Origin of the sequence: Streptosporangium minutum (assembly GCF_002149035.1) — a bacterium.
Classification (GTDB): Bacteria; Actinomycetota; Actinomycetes; order Streptosporangiales; family Streptosporangiaceae; genus Streptosporangium; species Streptosporangium minutum.
The window spans coordinates 20117-28937 of record NZ_NGFP01000114.1 but is presented as its reverse complement, the minus strand read 5'-3'; the positions used below and the strand labels follow the sequence as shown (position 1 = coordinate 28937).

The 8821-nt window shown below is 71.0% G+C and carries 6 protein-coding genes; 4 read left to right on the top strand and 2 right to left on the bottom strand.

Annotation, left to right across the window (positions count from 1 at the left end):
* Positions 1-45 precede the first annotated feature (45 nt).
* The 3 genes from CA984_RS23720 (at position 46) to CA984_RS23710 (ending at position 4988) form a co-directional block, all read left to right on the top strand.
* Positions 46-2220 carry an MMPL family transporter gene (locus CA984_RS23720; protein ID WP_086575774.1) on the top strand — a complete coding sequence of 725 codons (2175 nt, stop codon included), beginning with the start codon at positions 46-48 and terminating at the stop codon, positions 2218-2220.
* A 255-nt stretch (positions 2221-2475) separates the two neighbouring features.
* The gene (locus tag CA984_RS23715) at positions 2476-3675 is read left to right on the top strand and encodes an FxsB family cyclophane-forming radical SAM/SPASM peptide maturase (RefSeq protein ID WP_086575773.1); all 1200 of its coding nucleotides are present in this window, start codon (positions 2476-2478) and stop codon (positions 3673-3675) included.
* Positions 3672-4988, top strand: coding sequence for an HEXXH motif domain-containing protein (locus CA984_RS23710; protein WP_086575772.1), 1317 nt, complete (start codon positions 3672-3674; stop codon positions 4986-4988). Before CA984_RS23715 ends, CA984_RS23710 begins: the two co-directional genes overlap by 4 nt.
* Positions 4989-5120: 132 nt before the next feature.
* Here the strand turns inward: CA984_RS23710 and CA984_RS23705 are convergent, their stop codons facing one another.
* The gene (locus CA984_RS23705) at positions 5121-5717 is read right to left on the bottom strand and encodes a TetR/AcrR family transcriptional regulator (protein WP_086575771.1); all 597 of its coding nucleotides are present in this window, start codon (positions 5715-5717) and stop codon (positions 5121-5123) included.
* A 120-nt stretch (positions 5718-5837) separates the two neighbouring features.
* Positions 5838-8321 carry an FxSxx-COOH system tetratricopeptide repeat protein gene (gene fxsT, locus CA984_RS23700; protein WP_242676130.1) on the bottom strand — a complete coding sequence of 828 codons (2484 nt, stop codon included), beginning with the start codon at positions 8319-8321 and terminating at the stop codon, positions 5838-5840.
* Positions 8322-8647: 326 nt separating this feature from the next.
* On the opposite strand from fxsT, the gene fxsA reads away from it, so the two are divergent.
* Positions 8648-8812 (top strand): FxSxx-COOH cyclophane-containing RiPP peptide, encoded by a 165-nt coding sequence (gene fxsA, locus CA984_RS49330; RefSeq protein WP_012893353.1) that lies wholly within the window; start codon positions 8648-8650, stop codon positions 8810-8812.
* Positions 8813-8821 lie beyond the last annotated feature (9 nt).

Sequence of the window (8821 nt, the reverse complement as noted above, 5' to 3'; positions counted from 1 at the left end):
CCCCACACACCCCACACACCCCACAGACCCCGACAAGGATGCTCCATGGCCACCTTGCTGTACCGGCTCGGCCGAGCCTCGTTCCGCCGCCGACGGCTGGTCCTCGCCCTGTGGCTCGCCGTACTGGCGGCCCTCGGCGTGACCACCGTCGCCTTCATCGGCCCGACGGCCAGCAACTTCACCATGCCCGGGACCGAGTCGCAGCGCGCGCTCGACGCCCTGGCCAAGCACTTCCCCGAAGCCGGAGGGGCGACCGGCACCATCGTCGTCGCCGCCCCCGAAGGGGAGCAGCTGACGTCGCCGCAGGCCCGTCAGGCGATCGGGGCGCTCACCAAGGAGGCCGCCGGGCTGCCCGGCGTGCTGGCCGCCGTCGACCCGTTCCAGATCGGGGCCGTCTCCCCGGACGGCCGCCACGCCCTGGTGCAGGTACAGTTCGCCGCCGTCAACGACCGCGTGACCGACGGCCAGCGCGCGGCGTACGCGAAGGTCGGCGCCGGCGCCGAAGCCGCCGGGCTCCGGGTCGAGCACGGCGGCGAGGTGATGACGAGCGAGCCGGAGATCGGATCGACCGAGGCGCTCGGCGTCGCCGTCGCGGCCGCCGTACTCATCATCACCTTCGGATCGCTCGTGGCCGCCGGCATGACCATGCTCAACGCGCTCATCGGCGTCGGCGTCGGGATGGCCGGGCTGTTCTCCCTCAGCAGCGTCGTCGAGCTGACCAGCACCGCCCCGGTCCTCGCCCTCATGCTCGGCCTCGCCGTCGGCATCGACTACTCGCTGTTCATCACCTCCCGGCACCGCCAGAACCTGCTCGACGGGCTGGAGCCGGAGGAGGCCGCCGCACGCGCGGTCGGCACCGCCGGATCGGCCGTCGTGTTCGCCGGCGCCACCGTGGTCATCGCGCTCGCGGGCCTGGCCGTGGTCAACATTCCGTTCCTGACCGTGATGGGCCTGGCCGCCTCCGGCACCGTCGCCGTCGCCGTCCTCGTGGCGATCACGCTCCAGCCCGCGCTGCTCGGCTTCGCCGGTCACCGGGTCCTGCCCCGCAGGCACCGCACCGCGCGGCCGACCGAGCCCGCCGCGCGCGGCGGCTTCGGGTTCCGCTGGGCCTACATCGTCACCCGCTGGCGTGTCCTGTTCATCCTCGCCGGAGTGCTGTGCCTGGCCGGCCTCACCGTACCCGCCTCGGAGATGCGGCTGGCGCTGCCCGACGCCGGGACCGCGCAGGCCGGATCGCCGGCGCGCGAGGCCCACGACCTCATCAGCGCGGGCTTCGGCCCCGGTTTCAACGGCCGTCTCGCCGCCGTCGTCTCCTCCGGCTCCGCCGAGGCCACCGGACGGGCCGCCAAGGAGGCCGCCGCGCTGATCCAGGCCACCAAGGGGGTCATCGCGGTGACCCCGCCGCAGCCGAACGCCTCGGGGACGACGGTCCTGCTGGCCGTCATCCCGGCCACCGGCCCCACCGACGCCGCCACCGAGACCCTCGTCCACGACATCCGGGACAAGGTCCGCGGCATCGACGGCGCCCAGGTCTCCCTGACCGGCATGACCGCGATCGGCATCGACGTCTCCGAGAAACTCTCCGACGCCCTGCCCGTCTACCTGCTGCTCGTCGTCGGGCTGTCCGTCCTGCTGCTGATGCTGGTCTTCCGCTCCGTGCTCGTCCCCGTCAAGGCGGCACTCGGTTTCCTGCTCACCGTCGGCGCGACCTTCGGCATCACCGTCACCGTCTTCCAGCAGGGATGGCTCGCCGGACTCCTCGGGGTGGACACGCCGGGACCGCTGGTCAGCTTCCTGCCGATCCTGCTCATCGGCATCCTGTTCGGCCTGGCCATGGACTACCAGGTCTTCCTCGTCTCCCGGATGCGTGAGGACTTCGTCCACGGCGACACCGCCCAGCAGGCCACCATCTCCGGGACGGGCCACGGCGCCCGCGTCGTCACCGCCGCCGCGCTCATCATGATCTCGGTTTTCAGTGGTTTCGTGCTCCTCGACGACCCGATCATCAAATCCATGGGGTTCGCCCTCGCCGTCGGGGTCGCCATCGACGCCTTCGTGGTGCGCATGACCATCGTGCCGGCCGTCATGTCCCTGCTGGGCGACAGCGCGTGGTGGCTGCCCCGCCCGCTCGACCGCGTGCTGCCCAACGTCGACATCGAGGGCGAGCAGCTCCGCGTCCACCTCGACCACGACGCCACGGAGGTCCCGGCGCGGGTCTGACCCGTCCCGGGCCCCGGGGGCCGCGGTGAGGTGACGGCCTCACCGCGGCCCCCTGCGGTGTCCCGCCGCGGCCGGACCCCGGCCTGAGGCCCGGTTCACACCGTCCCGTCCGGCCTCCCCGATCGGGGACTCCGCCCCCCGCCGGGGCTCGCCCGCGACGTGGGCGAAATACCCGGTGCGCCGGAGGGGTTTCGCTATGCTGATCTCTCCCGTCACGGCGGGCTACACATCTGGTCTCAGCGTGGAGGCTTCTCTGTGCCCGAATGGCCCTCCACCCTCGACGTGACGGAGCTGATGGCCGGCGGCTGGCGCCCGACCCCGTTCCGGCAGTTCATCCTCAAGATCCACAGCCGCTGCGATCTCGCGTGCGACTACTGCTACATGTACGAGATGGCGGATCAGAGCTGGCGCTCCCGTCCTCGCCGGATGCCGCCGGAGATCGTGGCCGCCGTCGCCGGCCGGATCGCCGAGCATGCCCGCGCGCACGCTCTGCCCTCGATCGAGGTGATCCTGCACGGCGGCGAGCCGCTGCTCGCCGGCCGGGAGCCGATCCGGGAGGCGGTCTCCTCGATCCGCTCCGCGGTCGGCCCCGGCACCCGCGTCGACGTCAGCCTCCAGACCAACGCGACCCTGCTCGACACCGCCTACCTCCGTCTCTTCGACGAGCTGGATGTGCGGATCGGCGTCAGCCTCGACGGCGACGCGCGGATGCACGACAGGAACAGACGGCGTCCCAACGGCGAGGGCAGCCACGCGGCGGTCGTCGCCGCCCTGGACCGGCTCTCGTCACCCTCCTTCCGGCACCTGTTCGCCGGCCTGCTGTGCGCCGTCGACCTGCGCAACGACCCGATCGCGACCTACGAGGCGCTTGTCGAGTTCGAACCGCCCGCCGTGGACCTCCTCCTCCCCCACGGCAACTGGTCGGCTCCCCCGCCGGGCCTCGTGCCGGGCTCGGACGCCACACCATACGCGGACTGGCTGATCACCGTCTTCGACCGGTGGTACGGATCTCCGCGTCAGCCGACCCGTATCCGGCTCTTCGGCGAGATCATGCACCTGCTCCTCGGCGGTTCCTCCAGCAACGAGCAGGTGGGGCTGTCCCCGGCGGGGATGGTGGTCGTCGAGACCGACGGGGGGATCGAGCAGTCCGACATCCTCAAGTCCGCCTACGACGGCGCGGCCGCCACCGGCCTGCACGTCACGCGTGACCCCTTCGACGCGGCGCTGACGCTCCCGTCCATCGCCGCGCGCCAGATCGGCGCGCTGGCCCTGGCGCCGCAGTGCAGATCGTGCCCGGTGGTCCGGGTGTGCGGCGGCGGCCTCTACGCCCATCGCTACCGCGACGGGACCGGCTTCGCCAACCCCTCGGTCTACAGCCCCGACCTTCTCCGCCTCATCACCCACATCAGGCGCGCCGTCGCAGCCGATGTGTCCACGCTGAAAGGATCTCGATGAACCTCCGTGAGCACCGGATTCCGGCGGATACGTTCTCCGATCTGGCCGCGGGCGGGGGCGGCGTGACAGCGGCGCGCCTGCTCGCGGCAACGCAGTACAGCAAGCACGTGCTTCTCGTGCGCGGGGTCGTGGACACCGCTCGGACGACCGGGCATCCCCAGGCGGGCGACGCGCGCCGCGGCTACGACATCCTCACCGCCGTCCAGGCCGGGCACCCGGAGGCCGTCGACGCGGTGCTGCGCTACCCGTCGGTCGGAGCGTGGGCCCGGCACACCGTCAGGAGGCTCTCCGAACCCGGCGCCCCCGCCGTGCCGGCGCAGCTCGGCGCGCTGGCCGCCGCCGCGGCGCTGCGATCGGGTACGGCCTGCACGGTCGAGGTGCCCGTGACCGACGGCGTGGTCACGCTGCCTTCCGTGGGACAGGTCCTCGTCCCCGGCGGCGCCGCCGTCGCGACGATCCGCTGCTCCCCGGAAGGGGCGGAGGTCGCGGGAGACGGCTTCCGGATCGAGATCTCCGCCTCCTCCGGCACCGATACGCCCGGATGGCGGCCCCTGCGGGCGCTGGCGGCGGAAGCCGGCGGCAGGCGCCTGCGGGTCCTGGTCGACGACCTCGACCCCTACCGCATGCCGGGCTCGGCGGCCCTGAGCGGCCGGCTCGACGCGTCGCGGCTGGCGTACTGGCAGTCCACGCTCGACTCCGCCTGGGATCTCCTCGTCCGGCACCACACGGCGGTGGCCGACGAGACCGCCACGGTGGTCTCCGTCTTCGCCCCGATGGCTCCGGAGAACGGAGGGCAGTCGAGCGCGTCGTCCCGCGAGACCTTCGGCTGCGTGGCGCTCTCGGAACCGCTGGACGGATGCTCGCTGGCGGTGACGCTCGCCCACGAGGTGCAGCACGCCAAGCTCTCCGCGCTGCTCGACGTCGTCGCGCTGCTCGCGCCCGACGACGGCTCCCGGCACTACGCGCCCTGGCGCGACGACCCCCGCCCGCTGGGAGGGCTGCTCCAGGGGGCCTACGCCTATCTGGGCGTCACCGAGTTCTGGCGGCGCCAGCGCGCGCACGAGAAGGGCAAGGCCGCCGTCCTGGCGAGCGCCGAGTTCGCCCAGTGGCGCGAGGCGGCACGCATGGTCTGCGGAACGTTGGCGGGCAGCGGGCGGCTGACCGAGGCGGGAGAGATCTTCCTGGCCGGCATGATCGCGCGGCTGGACGGGTGCGCGGCCGAGCCCGTCCCCGGCGAGGCCCTGACGCTGGCCCGTGAGGCGAGCCGGCGTCACCGCGACCGATGGGTCGAGCGCAACCGCCGGAGCGCCTAGCGCTTCGGTGACACGTCGCGATCCGCCTGGTCGAGGTCACATGGAGACGGCCATCGCGTGATCATTCGGAGTTCGCGGGGACATCTGAGGATCACGCGATGGCCGTGGCCGGCAGCCGTGCCGGATTCTCCGTCAGGGGCGGAAGGCTCTGAGCGTGATGTCGACGAGAGCGTCGGCGTACTCGGCGGTGAGCGGGCCCGAACGGTGCAGCCACCGCTGGTAAAGGGGGGCGTAGAGCACTTCGAGCACCAGGTCGAGGTCGGCGTCCGAGGCGAGCTGGCCCGCCTGCTGCGCGGCGCGCAGCCGGGCTTTCTTGGCGTCGTCCACCGGACGGGCCAGTTTCTCCCGGTACTGGGCGGCGAGGCCGGAATCGCTGATGATCTCTGAGTTGAGCGCCCGGATCGGGGCCTCGAAGTCCGGGTCGGCGAACTCGGCCGCCGTCGCGCGCATGACGAGCTTGAGATCGGCCTCGATGTCGCCCGTGTCGGGCAACGTGATCCCCTCCTCGGGGTTACCGCTGAGGGCGAGGAAGGAGTCGAACACCACGGCTCCCTTGGACGGCCACCACCGGTAGATCGTCTGCTTTCCCACTCCCGCGCGGGCGGCGATCGCCTCGATCGAGACCTTCGCGTATCCCACTTCGCGGATCAGCTCGCGGGCGGCGTCGAGGATCGCATGCCGCGACCGCTCGTTGCGGCGGGCGGGATTCGGCTTCTTTGCTTCGGGCATGCGATCAGGGTAACACTCAAGCGAGACGGAACGTATCGGCTCGACAGGTGGTGGGCGACCCCGCGGACCGGTGACACGCCCAGGGTACGGGCGCGTCCTCGGCCTCATGGGGCGGTACGACTAGATCGCCGGCGGGTCGAAGTCGAAGTCGAGGCGGTCGTTGCGGGCCGCCACGATGACGTCGGGGTGGTTCTGTCCCAGCACCCGGTGATAGCGCTCGAAGGTGTCCGCCCGCAGGACGTCGGCCTCGTCGTCGCGGCCCTCCGCCCGCAGGTCCTGGACAAGGTTGGTCGCGCAGGCCAGGGTCAGCGGGTGGTCCACGCCGAGGACGTCGCGCAGCCTCACCAGGGTGTCCTGGCTCATGGCGAGCGCTTCGTCGAGCTCGCCGAGGACCGCGAGGTCGCTGGCGAGGTTGATCGCGCACGTCAGGGAGTAGTGGTGGTCCACGCCGAGCGTGCGGTTGAGCCCCTCCAGCGATATCCGGTCGAGCTGCCGGGCCTGCTCGGCGTCTCCGTGGACCCGTAGCAGCAGCGCGAGGTTGGTGGCGCAGCCGTAGTTGAAGGGATGGTCCTCGCCGAACATCGCCGGATAGCGGGTGGAGGTGTCCCTGAGCAGTTCGAGCGCCTCCCCGGTGCGCCCGCCGGCGCGCAGCGCGTTGGCCAGGCACAGGGCCGCCGCGAGGGTGTCGGGATGGTCCCGGCCGAAGATGCGCTCCTGCCGCTCGAACGTGCTCTCGGCGAGCTCCAGCGCCTCCTCGATCGCTCCGGCCCGGCGTTTGGCGATGGACAGGTCCTTGGCGGTGCGCAGCGTCCAGGGGTGGTCGGCGCCGAGCTCCTGCAGGCCGTACTCCAGGGCGTCCTCGCCCAGGTCGCAGGCCTCGAAGTATTCCCCGCTCAGCCGTACCACGCGGGCGAGGCCGTTACGGAAGGCGAGGATGTTCTGCTTGCTGGAGCCGGAGCCGGCCCTGCTCTGCACCATGTAGGTTCTCTCGAGCAGCCGGCGGGTCGCGGTGTAGTCGCCGAGCAGGAGATAGTCGATGCTCAGGTTGTTCATCGCGCGCAGCGTCCGCCGGTGGTCCGGCCCGAACACCGTCTCGTGCTGGCGCAGCGACTCCTTGTCGTGCTCCAGCGCCGCGGAGAACTCGCCGCGCGCCCGGATGTCGGCGCCGTAGCTGTTGGTGAGCAGCAGCGTCTCGGCGTGGTCCGGGCCGAGCACCTCCACCATCCGGGCCAGCGTCACCCGGTTGAGGTCGTAGGCGGCCTGGTACTCGCCGAGCTCGCGCACGACGATGCCGAGGTGCCGCTGGGCGGACAGGACGTACTCGTCGTCGTCGCTGGAGTCCTCCCTCCACTGGGCGAGAAGGCTCTCGACGAGCACGCGCGCCGACCTGAAGTCGCCGGAGGAGTAGAGGTAGCGGACCACGTCGAGGACGAAGCGGCGGACCTGCGGCTCGCGGCTCTGGGCGACGCGCGCGGGGGTCACGTGGCCGAGCAGCTCGGAGTAGCGGGGCCATGCCGCGTTGTCGTCGGGCTCGTCGGGGGCCGCGGCGGCGAGCAGGAGGTGGACCTCGTGCCGGAAGCCCGCGCTGTCGTCCGCGCTGAGCTCGTCACGGAGAAGGGCCTGGACCAGCCGGTGGACCTGGATGGTCCGGCTGACGGAGTCGAGGCGGACCAGGGCGTACCGGCCGAGCTCGCGGATGGCCCGGCTGACGAGGATGGGATTGCCGAGCAGCGAGCCGAGGCGCGATTCCGCCTCGGCCTGCTCCGGCAGCGGCGCGAACACGTCCCGCGGTATGGGCTCGGGGCCGAAGAAGGCGCAGCAGCGGAGGAGCTCGACCGCCTCGGGCATCTTGGAGACGAGCTGCGACACCGACAGGGACCAGGCGGCGGTCATCGACACCGGGTAGTCGGACGGCTTGCTCTCGGCCAGCAGCAGCGCCGTCTGCTCGTGGAGCAGCCGCAGGTATTCGTCGACGGACATGCCGGTCTCGGCCTGGAGCGCGCCGGCCTGCTCCAGCGCCAGCGGCAGGTCTCCGAGCTCCTCGGCGAGGCGGTCCGCCTCCTCGCGGCTCACCGCCTTGGACACGCGCTTGCTCAGGAACTCGATGCTCTCCTCGCGGCCGAACACGTCGATGGCGACGGTGTCGACGACGCCCTGCCAGCGGTGGTTGCGGGAGGTGATCAGGACGTGCCCCGGCCCCCGCGGCACGATCTCGTTGAGGTCTTCGGGCTGGTCGGCGTTGTCGAAGATCAGCAGCCACTTGTCGTACGGCTCGCCCCTGCGCAGCGCGTCGAGCACCGCCGTGGCCGCGTCCTCGATGCCGGTGGTCGCCGCCGACGGCAGGCCGAGGTAGGGGGCGAGCCCGGCCAGGGCGGAGCGGACCAGCATGGGCTGGTCGGCGGGGACCCACCAGACGAGGTCGTAGGCGGACCTGTAGCGGTAGGCGTACTCGATGGCGACCTGGGTCTTGCCGACACCGCCCAGCCCGTGGAGGGCGTGCGGGACGACCGCGGTCACCTCGGCGGTCACTCCTTTGCGCAGCTGTTCGAGCAGGTCGTCCCTGCCGGTGAAGTTCTTGTTCCGCTGCGGAACCTTGCCCCACACGTCCGGTGACCGTCCCGGCGTCCGCGACGCTCCGGAAGAGTGCGAAACAGACACGCGATCGCCTCCACTGACCTGATTCTGCGCTCATCCTAGACCCGGTTTAACTAAGTGTTTATAAACCGGTTAGACAGAACCTTCTATTCGGATCGTTCAACTTGAAACACTTCCGTGACAACGGACGGCGAAAAGGAGCTTCCGTCCCCGCAGCCGCAAGTCGCAAATCTCCCCAATAGCTACAAACGTCCCCGTCTACCCCGCGGTCGAAGGTGACTTCATAACATGGAAGGATGTAGGCGTCAAGATGTTTGAGGAGCCAGGGAGCCCAGGTGGGTGAGCAAGCTACGGATTTCGGCACAGACCTCATTGATGTGACCGACATAAGACTGAGTGACCTCGACGAAGTAGGAGAGTCCAGCCTCGCGCTCGCACTGCGCCGGTTGCTTAGCGAGGAGGACACCGGCCCGGTCGCCGGATTCACATCGTCAATCTAGCGAGACTTG